The sequence below is a fragment of the Vibrio sp. Vb0598 genome (assembly GCF_033338935.1).
Lineage (GTDB): Bacteria > Pseudomonadota > Gammaproteobacteria > Enterobacterales > Vibrionaceae > Vibrio > Vibrio alginolyticus.
In genome coordinates, this window is sequence record NZ_JAWOTP010000003.1 from 229,951 (window position 1) to 250,671 (window position 20,721).

General features: G+C 44.6%; 21 protein-coding genes and 1 pseudogene. 11 read left to right on the forward strand and 11 right to left on the reverse strand.

Translation table 11 applies throughout. From position 1 onward, the window contains the following. Positions 1 to 851: 851 nt before the first annotated feature. Complete coding sequence (gene gltS, locus R7Q38_RS05170; protein WP_005374448.1) at positions 852 to 2,087, forward strand: sodium/glutamate symporter; 1,236 nt, start codon at positions 852 to 854, stop codon at positions 2,085 to 2,087. A 100-nt stretch (positions 2,088 to 2,187) separates the two neighbouring features. Here the strand turns inward: gltS (R7Q38_RS05170) and R7Q38_RS05175 are convergent, their stop codons facing one another. Genes R7Q38_RS05175 through R7Q38_RS05185 form a run of 3 tightly spaced genes read right to left on the reverse strand, consistent with a single transcriptional unit; the run spans position 2,188 to position 4,243 of the window. Beyond that, a complete protein-coding gene (locus tag R7Q38_RS05175; RefSeq protein WP_017821047.1) occupies positions 2,188 to 3,018 on the reverse strand; it encodes a membrane protein in 831 nt (276 codons plus the stop codon). Continuing rightward, on the reverse strand, positions 3,018 to 3,875 hold the full coding sequence (locus R7Q38_RS05180) for an ABC transporter ATP-binding protein (protein ID WP_213967955.1): 858 nt from the start codon (positions 3,873 to 3,875) through the stop codon (positions 3,018 to 3,020). The genes R7Q38_RS05175 and R7Q38_RS05180 overlap by 1 nt, the downstream gene beginning before the upstream one ends. After that, positions 3,872 to 4,243 (reverse strand): GntR family transcriptional regulator, encoded by a 372-nt coding sequence (locus R7Q38_RS05185; protein ID WP_005374444.1) that lies wholly within the window; start codon positions 4,241 to 4,243, stop codon positions 3,872 to 3,874. Before R7Q38_RS05185 ends, R7Q38_RS05180 begins: the two co-directional genes overlap by 4 nt. A gap of 413 nt (positions 4,244 to 4,656) precedes the next feature. Here R7Q38_RS05185 and gltS (R7Q38_RS05190) point away from each other — a divergent pair, with 413 nt between their 5' ends. Continuing rightward, positions 4,657 to 5,883 (forward strand): sodium/glutamate symporter, encoded by a 1,227-nt coding sequence (gltS, locus tag R7Q38_RS05190; protein ID WP_025768732.1) that lies wholly within the window; start codon positions 4,657 to 4,659, stop codon positions 5,881 to 5,883. A gap of 154 nt (positions 5,884 to 6,037) precedes the next feature. After that, positions 6,038 to 6,904 (forward strand): glycerol kinase, encoded by an 867-nt coding sequence (locus R7Q38_RS05195; protein WP_191116169.1) that lies wholly within the window; start codon positions 6,038 to 6,040, stop codon positions 6,902 to 6,904. Between the two features lie 90 nt (positions 6,905 to 6,994). Here R7Q38_RS05195 and nagB read toward each other — a convergent pair whose 3' ends face one another. Further along, the gene (gene nagB / locus R7Q38_RS05200; RefSeq protein ID WP_005374441.1) at positions 6,995 to 7,795 is read right to left on the reverse strand and encodes a glucosamine-6-phosphate deaminase; all 801 of its coding nucleotides are present in this window, start codon (positions 7,793 to 7,795) and stop codon (positions 6,995 to 6,997) included. 374 nt (positions 7,796 to 8,169) lie between these two features. On the opposite strand from nagB, the gene R7Q38_RS05205 reads away from it, so the two are divergent. After that, positions 8,170 to 8,421 carry a DUF3081 domain-containing protein gene (locus R7Q38_RS05205; protein ID WP_005374440.1) on the forward strand — a complete coding sequence of 84 codons (252 nt, stop codon included), beginning with the start codon at positions 8,170 to 8,172 and terminating at the stop codon, positions 8,419 to 8,421. Positions 8,422 to 8,568: 147 nt separating this feature from the next. Here R7Q38_RS05205 and R7Q38_RS05210 read toward each other — a convergent pair whose 3' ends face one another. Next, positions 8,569 to 8,922, reverse strand: coding sequence for a DUF413 domain-containing protein (locus R7Q38_RS05210; protein WP_005374439.1), 354 nt, complete (start codon positions 8,920 to 8,922; stop codon positions 8,569 to 8,571). A gap of 149 nt (positions 8,923 to 9,071) precedes the next feature. Here R7Q38_RS05210 and R7Q38_RS05215 point away from each other — a divergent pair, with 149 nt between their 5' ends. Beyond that, positions 9,072 to 9,965: a LysR family transcriptional regulator gene (locus tag R7Q38_RS05215; RefSeq protein ID WP_005374436.1), complete on the forward strand. Its 894-nt coding sequence runs from the start codon at positions 9,072 to 9,074 to the stop codon at positions 9,963 to 9,965. 81 nt (positions 9,966 to 10,046) lie between these two features. Here R7Q38_RS05215 and R7Q38_RS05220 read toward each other — a convergent pair whose 3' ends face one another. The 3 genes from R7Q38_RS05220 to R7Q38_RS05230 form a co-directional block, all read right to left on the reverse strand. Next, entirely contained in the window at positions 10,047 to 10,742 is a 696-nt protein-coding gene (locus R7Q38_RS05220) for a pirin family protein (protein ID WP_047102489.1), read from the reverse strand. Between the two features lie 9 nt (positions 10,743 to 10,751). Then, positions 10,752 to 11,195, reverse strand: coding sequence for a DoxX family protein (locus R7Q38_RS05225; RefSeq protein WP_064369535.1), 444 nt, complete (start codon positions 11,193 to 11,195; stop codon positions 10,752 to 10,754). A 324-nt stretch (positions 11,196 to 11,519) separates the two neighbouring features. Then, positions 11,520 to 11,723, reverse strand: coding sequence for a hypothetical protein (locus R7Q38_RS05230; protein WP_017633816.1), 204 nt, complete (start codon positions 11,721 to 11,723; stop codon positions 11,520 to 11,522). A gap of 194 nt (positions 11,724 to 11,917) precedes the next feature. On the opposite strand from R7Q38_RS05230, the gene R7Q38_RS05235 reads away from it, so the two are divergent. From R7Q38_RS05235 to R7Q38_RS05245, 3 genes and pseudogenes are all read left to right on the forward strand, one after another. Further along, the gene (locus tag R7Q38_RS05235) at positions 11,918 to 13,285 is read left to right on the forward strand and encodes an AlkA N-terminal domain-containing protein (RefSeq protein WP_064369534.1); all 1,368 of its coding nucleotides are present in this window, start codon (positions 11,918 to 11,920) and stop codon (positions 13,283 to 13,285) included. Continuing rightward, positions 13,282 to 13,764: a methylated-DNA--[protein]-cysteine S-methyltransferase gene (locus R7Q38_RS05240; RefSeq protein ID WP_005374431.1), complete on the forward strand. Its 483-nt coding sequence runs from the start codon at positions 13,282 to 13,284 to the stop codon at positions 13,762 to 13,764. Before R7Q38_RS05235 ends, R7Q38_RS05240 begins: the two co-directional genes overlap by 4 nt. Positions 13,765 to 13,864: 100 nt before the next feature. Continuing rightward, positions 13,865 to 14,683, forward strand: a pseudogene (locus tag R7Q38_RS05245) (hypothetical protein). A 72-nt stretch (positions 14,684 to 14,755) separates the two neighbouring features. Here the strand turns inward: R7Q38_RS05245 and R7Q38_RS05250 are convergent. Beyond that, positions 14,756 to 15,364 (reverse strand): YitT family protein, encoded by a 609-nt coding sequence (locus R7Q38_RS05250; RefSeq protein ID WP_005374427.1) that lies wholly within the window; start codon positions 15,362 to 15,364, stop codon positions 14,756 to 14,758. 201 nt (positions 15,365 to 15,565) lie between these two features. Here R7Q38_RS05250 and R7Q38_RS05255 point away from each other — a divergent pair, with 201 nt between their 5' ends. After that, positions 15,566 to 15,961: a GFA family protein gene (locus R7Q38_RS05255; protein ID WP_053308033.1), complete on the forward strand. Its 396-nt coding sequence runs from the start codon at positions 15,566 to 15,568 to the stop codon at positions 15,959 to 15,961. 37 nt (positions 15,962 to 15,998) lie between these two features. On the opposite strand, the gene nhaD is transcribed toward R7Q38_RS05255, so the two are convergent. Together nhaD and R7Q38_RS05265 are read right to left on the reverse strand one after the other, a co-directional pair. After that, positions 15,999 to 17,429, reverse strand: a complete 1,431-nt coding sequence (gene nhaD, locus R7Q38_RS05260; RefSeq protein ID WP_005374422.1) for a sodium:proton antiporter NhaD — start codon at positions 17,427 to 17,429, stop codon at positions 15,999 to 16,001. Between the two features lie 420 nt (positions 17,430 to 17,849). After that, positions 17,850 to 18,875, reverse strand: a complete 1,026-nt coding sequence (locus R7Q38_RS05265; RefSeq protein ID WP_213965758.1) for an acyltransferase — start codon at positions 18,873 to 18,875, stop codon at positions 17,850 to 17,852. A gap of 250 nt (positions 18,876 to 19,125) precedes the next feature. Between R7Q38_RS05265 and R7Q38_RS05270 the strand changes: the two genes are divergently transcribed. Both R7Q38_RS05270 and R7Q38_RS05275 read left to right on the forward strand, forming a co-directional pair. Continuing rightward, positions 19,126 to 19,716, forward strand: a complete 591-nt coding sequence (locus R7Q38_RS05270; RefSeq protein WP_005374416.1) for a TetR/AcrR family transcriptional regulator — start codon at positions 19,126 to 19,128, stop codon at positions 19,714 to 19,716. 128 nt (positions 19,717 to 19,844) lie between these two features. Continuing rightward, positions 19,845 to 20,702, forward strand: coding sequence for an alpha/beta hydrolase (locus R7Q38_RS05275; RefSeq protein ID WP_086047587.1), 858 nt, complete (start codon positions 19,845 to 19,847; stop codon positions 20,700 to 20,702). Positions 20,703 to 20,721 lie beyond the last annotated feature (19 nt).

Sequence of the window (20,721 nt, forward strand, 5' to 3'; positions counted from 1 at the left end):
GTTATTGAATAACTTGTATAAAAAATTATACATGTTTTTGTCTGATGCATAGTTGGGGTTGTACTCATTAGCCAAAGTCGGGACGTCGGTCTCGAAAAGCAATCATGATAACATCGCATATTTCGGCTGCTTGGTTCTCTAGGGCGTTTATCAAGACCTCTTGGATAAGAACGGCGGTGAAGTTATTAGCTATGCATCGTATTCTAAGAAGCTTACTGAGTAACTGTGCTTCGATCTTTATCTGTGAAAATGATAATAGGCAGTTAATCATTGCAAGGTTTAACTATGGGGTTGGTGAATGTCACTGAATTGAAGAAAATTATCAGCGATATGTTATAATCCTGCTCCGTTGTGACGAAAACGTTTGTTGCAGCCTGAGAGTTTCCTTGGATTCGGCTCGTTTATACACCATGAGCCAGAGTTGAAAAGCTACGACAGGAACAGGCAAACCCAATTGTTTTGAACGCGCTCTCGGCGTTTAGCGGTTACAACGGGAAGGAACTTTGTTTGATAGTAATTGACACATTCTGTTTAAGTAAGGGAGCCCGAAGTGGTTCAGAAAGTGTCACCCAGAATTTACTCACAACACGACAGCCCAAGCGATAACGCACAGGTATTGCGAGGGGCCATTTGAAGGAGCTGTATCAGCTCCTTTCACATTTAAGGGCTTGCTAACAGCGTAAAAACTGACACATCGCTTAAGGAGCGCCCCTTAAACTAGCCTAAGGCGCATCTACACCAACTTTTTGAGTATTTTCGAAACAATAAAGCGAGAAAATTTGCTATTGAACGAAGGTTAAACTAACACTCATTCATTACGGAGAATGAAGAGAACAATAATAAGAGGCGATATGAATCATTTAATATCTGTAGGTGCACTGGAGTCCTTCTTGGTCGCAATCAGTGTGCTTTTCCTGGGGCATTTTATTAATGCTAAGCTACCGATTTTAAAGAAATTCAACATACCTGAGCCGATTGTAGGTGGTCTTATTGTAGCCTGCATGATTACTGCTCTTCATTTCAACGGCATCGATTTAGAGTTCGACTTGCCATTACAAAATACGTTTATGTTAATGTTTTTTGCGACAGTTGGTTTGGCCGCAAATTACACTCAGTTGATGAAAGGAGGTGCGAAGGTTTTTATCTTCTTAGCTGTCGCATCGTTTTACATCATCATACAAAACGGCGTTGGCGTTTCACTTGCGGCGGCGCTCGGTTTAGATCCTTTGATGGGGTTAATTGCTGGCTCGATTACTCTGTCTGGTGGTCATGGTACAGGTGCTGCGTGGTCACAAACCTTTCAAGACGTGTATGGATTGGATAACGTCTTAGAAATTGCAATGGCATCAGCGACTTTTGGTTTGATCATCGGCGGTATCATTGGTAGCCCTGTAGCGCAGCGCCTAGTCGAAAAGAACAGCATAGAGTCTGAGTATGGTCGTGGTGGTCGAGATGCCAAAACTCACGAGAAATTCCCGGAGTTGGTGACTTACAATGAATACGAAGAAGATAAAGTAACGGCGAAAAAAGTGGTGGAGAAACTCTTCTTCCTACTGATCTGTGTTACTGGGGCCAAGTATGTCGAGCAATGGGTAAGCACGTATGAAATCTCATGGCTGATGATTCCAGACTTCGTATATGCGCTATTCATTGGTGTGATCATTACGAATTTCTTGGAAGTGACCAAGATTCGTAAGTTAGATGCCGAAACGGTCGATATGTTAGGTACGGTATCGCTATCTCTGTTCTTAGCGATGGCTCTGATGAGCTTGAAGTTATGGAATATCTTCGATCTAGCGATTCCATTCTTGGTTATTTTAGCTGTGCAGTCTGTCGTCTTAGCAATCTTTACGTACTATGTTACGTTCAAAGTGATGGGAAGCAACTACGATGCTGCGGTTATTGCAGGGGGGCACTGCGGTTTTGGCTTGGGTGCAACCCCAACAGCCGTAATGAACATGGGTTCAATCGTTAACCGATTTGGCCCGTCGCCACAAGCATTTATGGTGGTGCCAATTGTGGGCGCTTTCTTTATCGACATCGTCAACTTAATTATCTTGCAAGGCTACATTTCATTCCTTGGTTAAAGTTAAGTGGATGAGCTCCTAGAGGCGAAATAAAAACGGTCACAACACTGGTTGTGACCGTTTTTTTATGACTTGGTTTGGTCGTTTATTGAACGAAGAATTATTGGATAGTTCGGCTGAACTTGAGGCTAGCTGTCCAACCAAGAATACCAATGAAGGCGTAAATGCCAACGTTTAACCAACCCGCTTGAGGAATGGCATTGAATGGGTTTGGTGTAATAATGGCGTGCAGCGGAAGGTAAAGCACTTCGGAGAAAAACTGATCTAGCCCGTAGAAACCAAAAAGTGCGATAGGCATCCAACGCAGCGCATAAATGGCGATAAACAAAATGACCAGTGGTGAGTTCACTTTTTGTGAAATAGCCATCGCAGTTAATGCCAGCGGTAACAGCAGAATACCGGCGAAAAACATTCTGATTAAAAACTCTCCCCAATGCAGCAGCACGTAACCTAACGAGGCTTGGCGGTACAATAAAGCCAATTGGTGATCAGTAGAGATGTTCAGCAACCACAACATTAAATTTGCAGCGAGTACGAGCACCGAGCAGACGAGCGGAATCACCAATAAGCCAAATCCTAGCTTCACTAAATGGGTTTTTATGTCACTGACAGGCATACTGCGCCAAAACATAATGCTGCCTTCCGCCCGTTCTTTGCGTAGCGTTCTTGGGAAGTACTGAACGGCTAACAAGATAGACAGCAGCCCTGCTCCTCCGGTAATCAACATATTGACATCATCGCCAAGCTCTTTGTGAATGTCACTGACATCGCCACCAAAGCTCATTTGGAAAAACATATTGTGTTGTAGAGTGTCGTTACTCATTAAACTCACAAAGAGAATAACTCCACACGCCAACACAAACAGTGGAATACGTAAAACAAGAGGGTTTTCTAACCACTCTTTTTGCAACATCGCGACAACTGAACGCATTACGCTGCCTCCTTCTGCAATGCTAAAAATAGATCCGCTAACTTCACCCCATGGATGGAGCCCATTGTTTCTGCTTGTTGGGCATACTGGGCTTTGAGTAACCATTTCGTTGAACCGAGGCCTTTTTGTGACGAGAGTGGGTTCATCGCTTCAATTTGTGTGCGGTGCTCGTCGTTGGCTTCAAGAATGAAATAGTCTTCACTGATACTGTCCATCGAGGTTTGCAGAACGGGGCGACCATGCTTAAGAATCAGAACATCTGTCAGCAAGTGCTCAATCTCTGATACTTCATGACTGGCGATGATCAACACGCGATCGCCGTCGTGAAACCATTCCAATAAGTGACGATAAAACGTCTCGCGATACACGAGATCTAACCCGAGTGTCGGTTCATCCAATATGAGGATTTGGGTGTTGGTTGCGATCACAATCGCGAGGTGTAATTGCACCTTCATCCCTTTGGATAAAGATTTGATACGCGCACGAGGTTTGATGTCCGTTTGACGAAGTAGCGTATCTGCTTGGGCGCGATTGAACCCTGGATGCACGCCCTCGGTATAGTTAAGCAGTTGAGCAACGGTCATCCAATCTGGCAGAACGTTGACATCCGAGATGTAGGATAAGCTCTGCATTATCTTGTCGCGTTGCATAATAGGTTCAAATCCGTTGATACGAATAGTGCCCTGATATTCATGTGCACCGAGTAGGGCATTAATAAGCGTTGATTTACCTGCGCCATTATGGCCGAGTAAGCCAAGTACTTGTCCTGCATGTAGGTCGAAACTCACTTCATGCAGTGCTTCTCCTTGTTGCTGATATTGCTTGGAGACGTTGTTTACACTGACTAATGCGCTCATTGGTCACCTTTCAAGTGTGGTTTTAGTTGTTGAATGAATTCGTCGAGTGACATATCCAGACGCTGTATTGTGTCGGCTATCTGCGGAATTTGTTGCTGAAGAAAACGTGCCTTCTCGTCTGCGAGTAATTTGAGCTTTGCTCCTGAAGCGACAAACATACCTTGACCGCGTTTTTTCTCCACTAGCCCGTCATCAACAAGCAATTGATAGCCTTTCATAACGGTGAGGTGGTTAATTTTCATATCTGCAGAGATGCTACGGACGGAGGGCAGAGCATCGCCTTCTTGCCAGACACCTTGCAGTATTTGCTGCGTGATCTGGTCTGCCAACTGTCGAAATATCGGTTGGCGATCATGCCAATTAGTCATGAGTGAATCTCTTGGTTGAGATGGTGTTATATATATGTATAACACCTAGTGCGTTAGAGAGAAAGTAATAATTTAAAACCTAGTGTATCCGCCTGTCTTATTCGCTCTAAATATCCACCTATGTGGTCGTTGTTTTGAGGTTTTGTTTTATATGGAAATTAATTGCTTCTCATAAGTTGAGAAGTGTTGTTTTTCTCTTCCCATCAATACACTTATCGCCTGTTCTAAATGAATATTCTCACTGAATGATAATTAGCATAATTTTAGGTCTGCCTATTTCTTACTTGATGAGAATCAATGGTCAAAGAGGCCTAGAAAACAAAAGTTTCGAGAGGCAATCTGACTGGCTTAGGCACCTATCTCACGTTGAGCGCGTGCTCAATGAATGAGAAAGAGTAGAGTAAAGAGGTCTCATGAATCAGGTAATATCTATCGGCCCACAGGAGTCGTTCCTCGTCGCAATTTGCGTGTTGTTTTTAGGGCAGTTCATCAATACCAAGTTACCAACCTTAAAAAAATTTAATATTCCAGAGCCAATTGTTGGTGGTCTAGTGGTCGCTTGCGTCATCACGACGATGCACTTAAACGGTGTGGATGTTTCCTTTGATTTACCACTGCAAAACGTCTTTATGCTGATGTTTTTTGCAACCGTTGGCTTAGCGGCAAATTACACCCAACTGATTAAAGGCGGTGCGAAGGTTTTCATCTTCCTAGTTGTGGCATCGGTCTACATTCTTATCCAAAATGCGGTCGGCGTGTCCTTAGCAACAGCGTTGGGGTTAGATCCACTCATGGGGTTGATCGCCGGATCCATTACGCTTTCTGGCGGACATGGAACTGGAGCTGCGTGGTCGCAAACTTTTCAAGAAATGTATGGTTTGCATAATGTTCTAGAGGTGGCAATGGCTTCTGCTACATTTGGCTTGGTGATGGGCGGGATTATTGGCAGCCCTGTTGCACAAAAGCTACTAAACAAACACAACTTGGAATCGGAATACGGACGCACCAATCAAAGTCATCAGAGTTTCCCTGAACTGGTGACGTACAACGAACATGAGGAAGATCGTGTCACAGCGAAAAGAGTCGTTGAAAGCTTGTCCATCATTCTACTTTGCGTGACAGGCGCGAAGTATCTGGAGAGTTGGGTAAGCAGTTTTGACATCAAGTGGCTAATGATTCCCGATTTTGTGTATGCGCTGTTTATTGGTGTTGTTATCACTAACATCATGGAAGTGACGAAGGCGCGCAAGGTTGATTTAGAAACCGTTGATATTCTTGGCACGGTTGCACTATCTCTATTTCTTGCCATGGCCTTGATGAGTTTGAAATTGTGGAATATTTTCGATCTTGCGATCCCATTCCTTATTATTCTTGCTATTCAGTCGGCAGTGTTGGCGATGTTCACTTACTACGTAACATTCCGCATGATGGGAGGCAACTACGATGCGGCGGTGATCGCTAGCGGACACTGCGGTTTTGGGTTAGGTGCTACACCGACTGCGGTCATGAATATGGGCTCCATCGTGAGTCGATATGGCCCATCACCACAAGCATTTATGGTGGTTCCAATTGTCGGTGCATTCTTCATCGACATTGTGAATTTAGTGATTTTGCAAGGATGCATCGCTTTTATTAAATAACATTCGCTTTTTTACCGAAATAACAAAGCCAGCACCTATACGCTGGCTTTGCTATTTGTAACACGAAATCTTGTTTGCCTGACTTCAAGCCGTGAAATCAATGCGTTACTATGACGATATAGTGTTCAATTTTGCAGCAGCATGAGGTACCCACATGTCTGAAAAAATATCGACGTCGGCATTAGCGAAAATGCGCAAGGTAGAAGCTAAGCTGCTGTTTGCCGATCTCAAACGTGCAGGCTACATCGTTCGCCAAGATGAAAAGTGGATTTTGACCGAAGAAGGGGCAAAGTTTGGCGGTGAGTATGTGGATCACCCTAAATTTGGCCAGTTCATCGTCTGGCCGGCCAACTTACATATTGAGCTGACTCCCAGCTCAGGGAAAACATTGAGCGCGACACAACTGGGTGAAAAGCTGAAATTGAATGCGAAGCGCATGAACCAGCTTTTGAGTGAACTGGGTTGGTTGACCAAATCCGAAGAGGGATGGAGTGTCACAGAAGCTGGTGTGCGCGCTGGTGGGCAGCAAAGAACCGATAAAGAAACACAAAATACCTTTGTCGTATGGCACGATGTGGTGCTGCGTAACAAGCGTCTTAAGCAGTCTGTCATTGAGTTTTTAGGGCAAGACGCGGAGTCACATTCTACGGATAAATCGTACTCAAGCTTTCGCCAAAAATTTGAAGCCAAGCACCGAACATTAGATGGGCATTACGTACGCTCTAAGGGTGAGTTGCTCATTGACAACTGGCTGTACTTGGCTGGTGTAGTGCACGCTTATGAGCGTCAGCTGCCGATTGACCAAGATGTCACTAGCGATTTTTACTTACCAGGCGGTAAAGTCTATTTGCAATTTTGGGGAAGTGACGATGGGGAGATGGCTCAGGCCGACCGTGAGACCATTCGTACTGTTTATGAGCAGCATCATTTCAATCTTATCGAAGTCGAACCGAGTGAACTAGACAAGTTGGATGAAGTGCTTCCTAAGCGTCTTCGTCAGTTTGGTATTAAAGCTTATTGACGACTTAAGCCCGCTGTTCAGATAAGAAAAAACCCGTGTTCAACACGGGTTTTGTATTTTTAGTGTATTTCTAGGCTGCAATCCTATGGGTTAAAAGCCTTTGATGTTTTCTGCTTCTAGCTCAGAGAAGTACTTCACTGTCTTCACTTTCAGTTCTTGTTGAGCTGGTTCGTCGCATACGATCACCGCTTTAGGGTGAAGCTGAAGAGCAGAAACTGTCCATAGATGGTTTACACAACCTTCCACGGCTGCTTCAAGTGCCTGAGCTTTGTTATGACCAGTGACCAAGATCATCACTTCTTCTGAGTCTAGAAGCGTACCAACACCGATAGTCAGCGCGTATTTAGGCACTTGGTTGATATCGCCGTCAAAGAAGCGAGAGTTCGCAATGCGAGTGTCTTCAGTGAGGGTCTTGATGCGAGTACGAGAAGAAAGAGATGACGCTGGCTCGTTGAACGCGATGTGACCGTCGTTACCCACGCCGCCCATGAACAGGTTGATCTTGCCGTAAGACTTAATTTTGTCTTCGTAACGCTTACATTCTGCGTCGTGATCGTCTGTGTTACCGTTCAGTAGGTTGATATTTTCTTCTTGAATATCAATGTGATTAAAGAAGTTGTTGTACATGAACGAGCGGTAAGATTCTGGGTGATCCGCAGGGATGCCAATGTACTCATCCATGTTAAAAGTCACGACGTTTTTGAAGCTGACTTCGCCGGCTTGGTAAAGCTCGATTAGGGCTTTGTAGGTTGCTAGAGGAGTGCCACCAGTTGGTAGACCCAGAACGAATGGACGCTCAGCAGTAGGTTTAAAGTCGTTGATACGCTTAGCGATATGCGCAGCTGCCCACTTACCTACTTGTGCTGCTCGAGTTAACGGGATAAGTCTCATTTTGTGCCCCTAGTTATTGGAATTGACGATGTACTGAAACATTAATTCGCATTATAAAATAAGTAATGGCGAACTGCTATTGTTTTAGGTCAAAATTTTGCTTTTTCTTTAACCAATGTTGGTTTTGTCGACGATTTTTATATCTAAATGCTTTTATAAGACGATTTTTTACAAAGAAATTGCATTATGAAACTGACGAATCAATAGATAAAATTTATGATCTAAATTAAGTTCTGCCTTCGCACTTAACCTTGTTTTTTAACAACCTACAGAGTGCGAAATCGCACACGAACTTCAAATATTATGGGTTAGATATGGCATGGCGCTCATTCTTTAACCATAATTGAAATGTGTAAACCAGTGAGGAATTCGGTATGAAAAATGAGTTAGATCCGAGCAAAGTACTACAGGCTTACGAATGTGTGATGAACAACGGTACACCAACCGAATTTGGTAAAATGTATGAAGGTGTAGAAGCGTTTTCTGACTACGATGGGTACAACGTTTTCTTGAGAGGGAATGGTGTTGAGCTAAAAATTGGCTTCCACAACACCTATCACTTGGAATATGACCAAGAGCATTTGAAAGAGAGCTTTCTGAAAAAGATTGCGACGCTCGCCAAGTAAACGGTCATCACCCAAATATTAAAAAAGCCCTTGGGAGAATGCCCCCTTGGGCTTTAGGAGAAGAAATGAGCTTGTCTTGCTCGCTCAGTAAAGTCAAACGAGCTTTCGCCTACTGCTAGAAAAAGGCGAGAACTAGGTTATTGGTTATTAATCGTCTTCAACCAAACTCTCTTCAATGTATTCTTCTGTGGCGTCAGGCTTGTTACGACCATTTAGCGTATGGAAGCGCTTGCGACCACGAGCAAGTTGGGTGTACTTTAGCCACGTACGCTCAAGTTTTGTTTTTGCTTTGCCCGGGTTTTCTAACACCTTGATGAAGTGTTTCTCTTCGCTGTTTTCAGGTGTTAATTCGCCTGACTCTAAGCCAAGCATTGTATCCCCATAAATTGTTAGGATTTCCTCTTCTGAAAGAGTAAAATCGCCAGACTTTGCAAAGCCGCGTGGGAATTTTACGTTATCGTAAAAACGTTTTTTGCCATGACGGAATTCAGTGTCAGACATGTCAACAGCCTCTGTAACCGTTATTGATGAATGTAGTGAACTTACGGCGAAAATTAGGCTTAAATCTAACAAAAGAAAAACAAAACTTTTTTGTCGTCATGATTTTAATTAGTTGTTAATCTGGTTTTATATTAACCAGGAGATGGTTTATGGATGTAAAAGTCTTTCGAACATTTTTAGAGCTGGCAAGAGTTCGTCACTTCGGACGTGCTGCTGAGAACCTTTATATTACCCAAGCCGCTGTGAGCGCACGTATCAAACAATTGGAAAGTTACTTCGATACGCAATTGTTTATTCGTGATCGAAATAACATAAAGTTGACCTCTGCAGGTGAGCGCTTAATCAGCTATGCCGAGGTAATGGTCACTACATTGCAACAAGCGAAGCTAGAATTATCGCTTGAAGATGGCAAAGCGCTGCAACTAACGTTAGGTGGCACGCCAAACATTTGGGACGCTTATTTACAGAATTGTTTAAGTGTCGTCACAGATTCGTTTGGTGGTTATGGCTTCATGGCAGAAGTGATGGGACGTGAGATGCTCAGTCGTAGCTTGCTAGAGCGCACGTTAGATATGGCATTTGCGTTCGATCAGATCAAAGCTGATGAGCTTAACTGTAAAAAAGTGGCAGATGTTGTTCTCGTTCTGGTATCAACTGAGAAAGATTCTTTAGACACCGTTTTCGAAAACAAATATGTGTACGTTGACTGGGGGACGCGTTTCTCCTCGGAGCATTCTGAACGTCACCCTAAGATTCCGGCTCCATATTTACGCACTTCAACAGCGCGTATCGCATTGGACTTTATTTTAGAGAAGGGTGGAGCCGCGTACTTACCAATCTCTCTCGTGGAGCCATTTATCGCTAATGGGCAGCTTCACAAGGTGTCTGGAGTAGAAGATTGGTGTCGCCCTATCTATTTGAGCTATCGTAAAGCTAGCTCGTCTGTAGACGCGATTAAGCAAGTGGAAGAAATTGTCAAAGAGATCGATCCACTGACCGCTTACAGTTTTCAGCAAATTGGTTCTGGCACTTCCGACGAATAGCGTTGAATGAAAAGTCAGAAAAACGAAAAAGCCGCCTTGAGAAATCAAGGCGGCTTTGTTTTTATCTCGATGAATCGATAGTTATGGTAAGTCAAACAACAGGGCTGTTGTGCTTTCGTTTGATGTATTGCGCAAAACAACCTTACTTTGGTGTTCAATCTTCGCGCCGTCGCCAGCCGTCAAAGTGGTATTGTCGACACTAAGGCTGCCTGTCACTTGATGGATGAATAGATTTCGGCCCGACTCAATCTCAAAGTTTAGTTCGCTACTTGGCTCAAGAATTAACTGATGCAAAGTCGCATCTTGCTTAATAAGTAGCGTGCCGTTTTCTCCAGTTGGAGTTGCGATAGTCGTTAACCCAGGATTGCGCCCAAAATCTTTTTGCTGATAACCTGGTTTGGTTCCAAATGCGTTTGGTTGAATCCAAATCTGTAGAAACCGCAGCGTATCTTGGTTCGACGCATTGTACTCACTGTGGTAAATCCCTTTCCCTGCCGACATGAGTTGGAATTCACCTGCAGGTAGTGTTTTGACGTTACCTTCACTGTCTTTGTGTGCGATAACACCTTCCAACACATAGCTGATGATCTCCATATCACGGTGGCCATGTGTATCAAAACCCGCGCCAGGCTTGACTACATCGTCATTAATGACTCTCAGCTCAGAAAAGCCCATATGTTGAGGATCGTAGTAGCTACCAAAAGAAAACGTATGTTTGCTATCAAGCCAGCCAAAGTTTGCTCGACCTCGGTCTGCTGCATGTCTTACCGTAATCATAAGGCCTCCTTAAGAGAGCTTTTTGTTTAAAAAGTTATCTAACGCTGCTTTACCTGCGCCAGAGAACGCCAGAGAAACGCTCGCTGCCAGTAATGCCAAGCCAAACTCGTAACCGTTGTTTGCCATGAACAGGCCATTTTCAAAGTGGACAGAGAATATCGCTACCACCATCGTGAACGCCAAAGCAACCGCTGCTGGTCGAGTTAGCAGACCAAGTAAAATGAACAAGCCGCCAAAGAACTCTGCGCTGCCCGCAAGTAACGCCATGAGCAAGCCAGGACCTAAACCGATAGATGCCATCCACTGACCTGTGCCTTCTAGCCCGTAGCCACCAAACCAGCCAAATAGTTTTTGTGCGCCGTGCGCCATAAAGATAATGCCGATTGGAACGCGAAGTGATAGTGCGCTGTAACCTGCGTTTGATGTGGTAATTTTCTGTAATAGTGCTTTCATGATTCTGTCCTCTGACTCTTTTCAATGAGTGGGAAGCGTGTGCTCCCGTGCTGTTGAGAACAGTTTAGGTAGAGGCGAACATAAAAATAACGGGAGGATTTTGATAAACTCATTCTAAAAAATTGAATAAGTGGTTTTTATTATTTTAAATCAATATCTTGTAAAGTTTTTTGGGTTTATATTTGCCTATTATGTTCTGTTTAAAATCAAGGTCTGTCATTATTTTCGATAAACATTTTTGCTGTTAAACAAAAAAAGAGCACATGTACTGTGCTCTATTGCTTTCGCTTTTAACAAGGGAGAAAGGTGTGTTAAAGAAAACCGTCAGAGGTTCATTAAGCTCTCTAATGACTCCTCTACATTGTTGTAGTGATAAGTCCGAATATTACGTCCATCCGTCGCATTAATCTGAATTTCTGAGATCTCGTTATCTGAGTCTCGTTCGATAATTCCAATAGAATGATCTACGGATTTACTGGTAATAACCTTTTGGTTTCTTAATACAATTACGCAAGTATGTAAGTCCATGCCAATTCCCTTTAGCCGACGTTGTTGTGATGTTCTGGATCTAACTTTAGTGTACAAAAGCGCTAATGCCAATAAATCTCAATATTGAGTTCCGAAAATGGCTAATTGTGGGCACTTAAGCAAGCTACAATAACACTATATTGAACGATGCCTATGAACAATAAATGACAAAAGGCATGAGCAAGGAAAGCACTATGTTTATTCACCCTCATACCTCACTGACCTTCGAGCAGTGCCACAAGGCGCGAGTCGCGCGAGACAGCCGTTTTGATGGGCGATTTTATGTGGCGGTAAAAACAACGGGAATCTTTTGTCGTCCGATTTGCCCGGCAAATTTGCCTAAAGAAGAAAATGTTGAGTATTTCGCTGATAAGACGCAAGCCCTTCAAGCAGGGTACCGTCCGTGTTTACGTTGTCGACCTGACAGCGCGCCTGGATCTTGGGCATGGAAAGGTGTCGAGACGACCTTTCAACGAGCGATTTCGTTAATTGATAGAGGGGAGTTGCATCACCATTCGGTGTCTGAGTTGGCTGAGCGTGTTGGGATTTCTGACCGTTACTTACGTATGTTGTTTGAGCAGTATCTAGGTATGTCACCCAAGCAGTATGCGCAATATCAGCAACTAATGTTCGCCAAACAGTTGCTTCACTCCAGCTCTATGTCGGTCACCGACGTGGGGTTTGCATCAGGTTTTAACAGTACGCGCCGCTTTAACGATGCTTTTCAAAAGTTTCTCAAACTAACGCCTTCTCAAGTACGCCGTAAAGAGTTTGATGGTGCGGGTTGCAATCGAATTGCCTTACCTTATCGAGGTGAGTTGAATTGGTCGCACATGTTGGGCTTCTATCGTTTGCGAGCGGTTGAGGGGGTTGAGCTAGTGAGTGATGAGAGTTATCAGCGCAACGTTTTTTTGGATGACAGCAAAGCCTGGTTTAAAGCGACAAAAGGTGAAGGATACTTAGAACTGGCGTTTGAAATTGAAGACGTAACGAAGCTGCAAAACTTGGTGTCTGACATTCGTCGTATGTTCGATCTTGACGCTGATATTTGTACTGTTGAGCAGCATTTGGAGTATGTCGCGCCTGGACTCGTGTCGAGTAAAGGTATTCGTATTCCTGGTGTATGGAATGCATGGGAAGCAGGGGTTAGAGCGATTTTAGGCCAGCAAGTGTCGGTTAAAGCGGCGATTGGTCAACTTAACTTATTGGTGGCCACACTTAGTGGAGAGTCAGAAAAACGTTTTTTCCCGACTCCCAGTGATATTGCGAACGCCGACGTGAGCTTTTTGCGCATGCCGCAAAGCCGTAAAGAGACGCTAGTGCGCTTCGCCCAGTTTATGCAGGACAACTCAGAAGCTGACCCCCAGCAGTGGCTAGCTTTGAAAGGCATTGGACCTTGGACCGTCAGTTATGCTCAACTGCGAGGGCAATCTCAACCCGATTGCTTTCTAGATAAAGACTTAGTGGTGAAAAAGGCGATGCAGCGTTACCCATCACTGAATACGCACACTGCGGCCCCTTGGGGAAGCTACGCGACGTTTCACTTATGGAATCAATCATGAAAACATTTTATACCGAAATGCCGAGTCCACTAGGAACGGTGACTATCCAATCGAACGCTGAGGGCTTACTTGGCATTTGGTTTGAAACATGCACCACTAAGCCGAGTGAGCTGGGGGTGCGAGACGAGCAGCATCCGGTCTTGCGCCAAGCTGTCACCCAACTGGATGAATACTTTGCTGGTCTGCGCAACGAATTCGACTTGCCCCTTGCTGCGACAGGCACTGATTTTCAAAATCAAGTTTGGCAGGCACTAACGACCATTCCATATGGGGAAACGTGGAGCTATCAAGATCTCGCGAATGCGATAGGTAACCCTAAAGCTGTGCGTGCTGTTGGGTTAGCAAACGGGAAGAATCCGATTTCTATCGTGGTACCTTGTCATCGCGTTATTGGCAAAAGCGGAAAACTGACTGGGTATGCAGGTGGAGTGGAGCGCAAGCAACGTTTGCTCGCGCTGGAGCAAGGTACACCGCTTTAAGTGAGGCGATTCTCGTATTGGGATTAAGCGTGCTACACAGGGGTAACGATAGTGTAGAGTTTCATAATCGTTATATGAATAGAAGAAGGACAATAAGGACATGCCTTTCAAAACGGATTTTGATGCCTTCATGAGAGAGTGTTGGCAGCATCACGAGGAAAATCCCGAACAAGTTTATGCTAAGCTAGAAACGGCTCTGAGCGAGGTGGAAGACGTTACCCAAATCGAGCGAATATTCGCATTGATGCTGCATACCGCTATTGGGCATCTCCAGTGCCCAGAACAGTTTCTTACTTGTTTAGAGCACTTTGATGAACGCAAGGTTGCCGAGAGTTTGGCATTTCAACGCAGTATTGCCGTTGCGCGCTATTTCGTAGATGGCACTGACAATATGGAATTATTGGAAGAGCAAGAACAACGCCGAGTTTACGCTTTGATTTCGAATGAACTTTCTGCACTTGTTCAGCTTTAACTGGCGAGTCAATGGTTGGTGAAGGCAGCGTTAGGAATGACGCCGAACGATGCAGAAGGGCCATTAGCGCGCGCTATCGCGATCACTGCGAACAACTTAGCATGTCAGTACGAAGCGCTGGCTGAGCGCACGTGCATGGAAACATCGAAGATGTTAGAAGCAGCAACACTCGCGCTAGACTATTGGAAAGTGGCAGGGGGTTGGATGCAAGAAGAGCGCGCAGAGTATCGCTTAGCTATGAGCTTGCTTAAAGCGGATAAACCGCAAGAAGCCAAAGTGCATGCTGAGCGCTGTGAAGATATTTGTCAGCAACATGGTAGCGACGCGCTTGAGCTGTTCCACGCACATGACTTGCTGATGCAAGTACACTTCCATCTTAGCCAGAAATATAAAGCTAAATTGGATGAGGAGATGCAGCAGCACTGCAAAACGAGCTCGTTGACGTGATCTTAGCGTAGAATGAAAAAAGCCCCGAGCGACTGGCTGGGGGCTTTAGGGTTGTTGACTATGCAGCGATGATTATGCTGCTTGCGCCTTTGCTTGGTATCGTCCTGGTTTATGGTTCATCGCCAAAATCAAGTTTGTTGCGATGGCACCTAGAACAGATAGAGCGATAAGGTGCACATCTACAATGAACAGTGACATCACCACGATGGCACAATCTAACGCCATTTGAACTTTACCCGCTCGAACTCCAAAACGTTCCTGAAGGTACAACGCTAGAATGTTAAAGCCACCCAAACTCATTTTGTGACGGAAAATTACCAACATACCGATTCCAATCAGCCCACCACCCAAAAGTGCCGCATAGAAAGGTTCGATTCGTGAAATCTCAATCACATGATGCAGATGATCGACCGCAAAAGAGACAATCGAAACCGCAATAAAGGTATTGATAGTGAAGCGCCAACCCATGCGCATCACAGATAAAATATAAAAAGGGAGGTTAAGAGCGAAAAATATCTGACCAAAACTGAAGTCACTCACTTTGGTTAGGAAGATCGCCAAACCAGCCGTACCGCCAGTGAGCAATCCTACTTTGCTAAAAAATATCACCCCAAGTGACACTAACGCACTGCCGAGCGTCAGAGCCAAGAGGTTCTCTCTTAGGCTATGATCTTTGTCCATAAATTAATTTCCTTGGTTTAAAAACCGCGCCGGAGATAACACGTCTCACGGACGCGATAGACAGTCGCCAAAATAGCAACTAACAAATCGGCCAATAAAATGTCGCGAAAAGTGATGGATGTCGAGTTTTTGGACGAGATTATGATGATATTAACCTGTTTAACATAATGTACACAGATAGAAAAACAACAAGGAAAAGTTATGATTAAGAAAGTTGGCAACACCCAAATCAACACATTACATCGACTGAGTTGCCACTGTGGAAAAGTTGAGCTGGAACTGGCGTTACCCAATGGTATTGAGAAACCGAGACGGTGTGACTGTTCTATGTGTCGACGTCGTGGCGCGATTGTCGCATCTGTACCTTTGAACGGTATTCGTATTATGCAAGGTGAAGACGTCTTGAAGCAGTATCAATTTAATACACACACTGCGAAGCACTTTTTCTGTGGCGAGTGCGGTATTTATACGCACCATCAGCGTCGTTCTGACCCGAGTGAGTATGGCTATAATGTCGGCTGCTTAGAGGGCGTCAACCCATATGAGTTGGGAGCGATTGAAGTGATGGATGGCGTTAACCATCCATCCGACCGCTAGGTTGTGTTGCAAGTTAAGCACCTGATTGTCGGTGCTTTTAAGTAAATAAACCGCTATTCATCCACAAGTGTACCGCAATACTGGCGGCATAACCCAAGGCGATGACGGGAGCCCACTTTAGGTGGCCAAAGAAGGTGTATTGTCCACGCGCGGCTCCCATTAAAGCGACGCCTGCCGCGGAGCCAATGGAAAGCAAACTGCCACCGACACCTGCGGTTAATGTGACCAGTAGCCAGTTGCCCATCGACATGCTTGGTTCCATGGTCAGTACAGCAAACATAACCGGAATGTTATCGACGATTGCAGATAGGACACCAACCATTACGTTTGCCCAGACTGGGTTCCATTGCGTGTACATGACGTTTGAAACCAGTTCGAGGTAGCCAAGTAAACTTAAACCGCCAACACACATTACAACACCGTAGAAGAACAACAAGGTGTCCCATTCGGCTCGAGACACACGATGAAACACATCAAACGGAACCACTGAGCCTAAGCGCTTCAATGCCTGATCATCGCCATTGGCAATTGCCATAGCTGCTTTTTTTGCGAGTGAGTGTTTGAGAGTTTGGCGCAAAAAATATCCGAAAAACTGTAAGTACGCCAAGCCCATCATCATGCCCATAACGGGTGGGAAGTGCAGCACAGCATGGAAAGAGACTGCGGTGGCAATCGTCAAAATGAACAACGCGACAATACGCCTTGCCCCGCGTTTTAGCTCAACGTGTTGGTGAATCGTATTCGGTTTTGTGTTTGGAACAAAAAGTGACATCAAAAATGCGGGAACCAAGTAGTTCACCAATGACGGTACAAACAACGGAATGAACTCAGCAAAGCTGACATGACCGGCCTGCCACACCATCAGGGTTGTAATATCACCAAATGGGCTGAATGCACCGCCAGCGTTGGCTGCGATAACAATGTTGATACAAGCAAGATTGACGAACTTAGGATTATCACCAGAGACTTTCATCACTACAGCGCACATCAAAAGGGCCGTAGTTAAGTTATCGGCAATCGGTGAAATGACAAAAGCGAGAAACCCCGTCAGCCAGAACAACTTTTTGAATCCAAAACCTTTACCAACCATCCACGCCTGTAAGGCATCGAAGAGTTTGCGTTCTTCCATTGCGTTGATGTAAGTCATCGCCACGAGCAAAAACAACAGCAACTCGGCATATTCCAACAAGTTGTGTTCTAGTGCGGATTTGGCGATTTCAGGCTGGTTGTGCTGAGCAAAGGTGTAGCCAATCAGAATCCAAATTAATCCTGCAGCGAGCAGCACTGGCTTGGATTTTCTCATTTTCAGATACTCTTCCAACATAACCAGTATGTAAGCGATCGAAAAGATAATCAGAGCCGCGTAACCGACACCAGAATTAACAAGGTTCAGTTCATTGGTTGATGCAGCAAAGGTGGCGCTAGAGAACAACAAACAGCAGAAAGCCACAATTGGATAGATTGGCATAGACATTTCTCCTTTGTCTGGTTGGAGAAATATTAGCCACAAATGAATGAGTTAGTTGTGAGAGAGCTCGAATTAACAGTAGGAGTTAGGAAATGATAGTGTGCGCCACTATTTTCTGAGTGACGCAATGCTTGCTGCGCCGAATAAAACCGCAGCGGCATATAAACCGTAAGTTAACCAGTGACTAATCTCTAAAAAAGGAACGAGTCCTTGACCTGCCCACATACAGCCTCCGTTTAATGAGCAATGTTGTAATAGTCGAGCCAATTTAAAGGAAATGAACAATGTTTTTTGTGAGTGAAAGCAAATTCTGAAGGATTAGAAAGTCAAAAATTGGTCAGTGAGAGAGAAATCTCATTTTTAACTGGCTAGCTCTAACCCTTTTGAGTTAAAGCTAGCTATATCTAGAGCTGAATGCATTTAGCGTAGGAGCCATTTTTTCAACGGTGAAGCATCAATTGCTTTCACAAGCAGTATGGTTGCAACAATCGTTGCAGGATAGATAAACACATCTTTCGCGAGGTGTTGCAGCCCGATAAATTCAGCGACATTCATCATGACAATTATGATAAGCAGATGGCTAACATATATTCCTAACACGCAAGGAGATAGTTTGAAGACCCAAGGCATGTCGCCAAAATGAGGGTGAGCCAAAAGCCACATAAAGACACCTACAGCCCAGATAACGGTACCGAATAGGAAGTCGTGCGAGTTGAAAGCGATGTCATGTTGCATCAGCCAGTAAGCTTCACCAAAATGCAGTGCCATGCCAAGAATAATGCATCGAACCGTATTGTTTCGCGACCACCGCCACTGCACTTCTCGTGCGAAATAACCTAGAGCAACTAGCAACGTGCTGAAAAAAGGCCCGTTACGAGTAAAGAAAGGCGCTGGCAGGTCGGTAATGGTCGCGTAACTGCCAGCAAAGGCCCCGTATATGTATAGCAATACTGCGGTTGGCAGTATCAGTTGCGCCATATTGATATGCACGAGAAAGGCAATTAACGCTACGGCAATGACCAGAGCCGGAATAAACCACAGATGAACGAGTCCGCCTTCGATGAGTGAATTGATCGGGGTTGACCTTAAGTACCCCCAATAACCTTGCCTTTCGGCGAGATACCCAGCCTCAGCGACCGTCTGCCATTGGAATGGCATCAGTAAACTGATCATGCTCCAAATGAGCCAAACCTTCATTAACGGTTTGGCGTAGTTCTTAAGAGTATCGATAGGTGAATGACTCAACTTCGGCTGGATTAGATAACCCGAGATGAGAAAGAACAGCGGAACAGCAAAACGAGCCAGTTGGTTGAGCATATAGCCAACCCATGGTATCCCATCCCACTGCCAGTACGTCAGTGCCATCTGGCAATGCAAACCCACAATCGCAAGCATTGCAATGATACGTGCAAACTCTAAGCTGGCTATTTTTTGTTTCTTTGCCATTACATTGTTTACCTAAATAAAAAACTTAGGTGAAAATAGCAGGTTGTTGTTGAAGTAATACGTGAAAAAGTCAACAGACTTGCGCTTACATTGAAGCTGTTTCGAAAATTAAGACTTACTTCAAACTTCTTAATTATTAACCTATTAACGCAATCAATACCTGATTCGTGAGTCGAAAATAGCACTGAATAATGGTTAGACCAGTTAACTCTAGATTGCAAAAAAGAACGATCGTGCTAAAAATAAGATTATGCAAAAAGGAAAAGTGACAAAAGAGTTTATTCTGCAGCGGGCTTTTGAGATCGCCAGCGAAGACGGATTAGAAAGTCTTACGATTGGAGAGTTAGCCAAGCAATGCGGTATGTCGAAAAGTGGTCTGTTTGCCCACTTTAATTCGAAGTTGAATTTACAGCTATCGGTGCTTGATCACGCCAATAAAGTGTTCGCTGATCGGGTTATTGAGCCTGCTCGAGAACTCGGGGATGGCAATATCGAGCGTAAAATTCGAGGGTTGCTCGACTCTTGGATGACTTGGAATCACGCATTCCAAGGAAGTTGTATGTTTCTTGACGCTTGGAATGATACGGCAGATAAAGATTGCCCGCTTCAGGCCGGACTGCGTAAATCCATAGACACTTGGCTGAGTTATTTGGAGATCCAAATAGCGAAAGGCAAAGAGAAGCAAGAATTTGCAGCAGACTTAGATACACGCCAAGCAACGTTTGATTTGTACGGTCTCTATTTGAGTGCGCATGTTTTTTACTCAATTAAAGGTGAGCAAGAAAGCTTGCGTCTGTTTTGGCAAGGGATCGACAACTTATTTTCTCGCTGGAAAGGCTAATATCGGTTATTCGCTTCCCAGATTCGTAGACATAAAATCACAAAGAGCGGCTGAGTTCGCTCTTTCTTATCAGCATAAAAAGCACGACCGTTCTATTTTGTGCAAAGCTGATAGTTAAGGACATGATTATGAGTGAAAAAATTTACTTTAATACATCGCAACGTTTCAGTATTAAGCGCAGTTTGGTGAACATTAGTACTCGGTTACACCATACACTGGCCCCGTCACATGCAAAGAAGACCGCGCGCAAGCTTCTTCTGACACCGGCTCGTACGCAACCTAAAAATATTGAACCTCAAGGGCTTATCAAAGGTGAAATTAAAGGGCATGCAGGCATCATCAAAACCTATACTTTGGGCTCTGGACCTATTTGGGTGCTAACTCATGGTTGGTCTGGAACGGCAAGTCAGTTTTATCCACTGATGGAACATATTGCGTCGAAAGGGTTTACTGCTTTGGCGTACGATCATCCGGCACATGGTGAGAGTGAGGGGCAGTATGGGCACATTCCGGGGTTTGTCAGAGGATTAGAAGATGTGTTGGATACGGTCGAGGATATTGTTGGCCTAGTTGGGCACAGCATGGGCACCGCTTCTGCTCTTGAGTGTAGGCACAGTAAATTAGAAAACAAGCCTTTGCTGCTTATTGCTCCGGTATTAAATTACGTAGAGAACTTATTCGGTAGCATTGCACGTTCCGGTTACTCGATGAAGCTTTTTAATGCTGTGGTTTCAGAAGTTGAAGACCAATTTGGTTATCCGTTACAGTCCATTGATCCGATGAAGCGTTTGTCTGAGCGTCCGTCTCACACCATTATTATTCACGATGAGCAAGACAAGTTCACCAAATACAGTGTCTCGGCAAAAGCGGCTGAAGAGATTAAAAACGTTGAGTTAGTGACAACACAAGGTCAGGGGCATGGTCGAGTGATGAAGTGTGGGCAAGTCTTCAGTAGTTTTGACCGTTTGCTCGATAGTGCTTGGTAACCCTTACTTTTACTGATTG